Genomic DNA, 484 nt, shown 5'->3' on the forward strand with positions numbered 1-484 from the left:
GGCCAGTCGCTCGGCACTGCGTTTCGCAATCGGCATGGCCGGTTTCGCCGGCTCGGCTGTTTTCTTTTCCCCGCAGGCGCAGGCGGCATGTACGGTCACTCTGGGAACTGATGTGCAGTGCGGCACCACCTCCACGGTCAATGCCGTCAATCCGGCTGCTCCTCCCAACGACCGGGGCTATTCATTTTCTTCACCGTTTACGGCCCACCTCGCGATCGATGCCGGGGCGACGGTCAGCGGATTTGGCCTCGCGATCGAGAATACCGGCAATGGCGCCGTCATGGTCGTCAACAACGGCACGATCAGTGTCGATGCGGGCAACACGCCAACAGCCGGCGGGACCGCGGCACTCAATATCGATGCCGCCTCCAACCTGATCACGTACACAGGCAGCGGCGCGATCACCAATAACGGCAGTGGCGATGCCTTCGCAATAAAGCAGAATGGCCTGGGCTCGATCGATGTCGATGCCACCGGCGATATC

The 484-nt window shown here is 61.8% G+C and carries 1 pseudogene; it reads left to right on the plus strand.

Going from position 1 to position 484, the window contains the following annotated elements:
* Nucleotides 1–34 precede the first annotated feature (34 nt).
* A pseudogene (locus EN969_RS34725) lies at nucleotides 35–484 on the plus strand (autotransporter outer membrane beta-barrel domain-containing protein); the annotation flags it as partial.

It is taken from the genome of Mesorhizobium sp. M7A.F.Ca.CA.003.01.2.1 (assembly GCF_003998945.1).
Classification (GTDB): Bacteria; Pseudomonadota; Alphaproteobacteria; order Rhizobiales; family Rhizobiaceae; genus Mesorhizobium; species Mesorhizobium ciceri.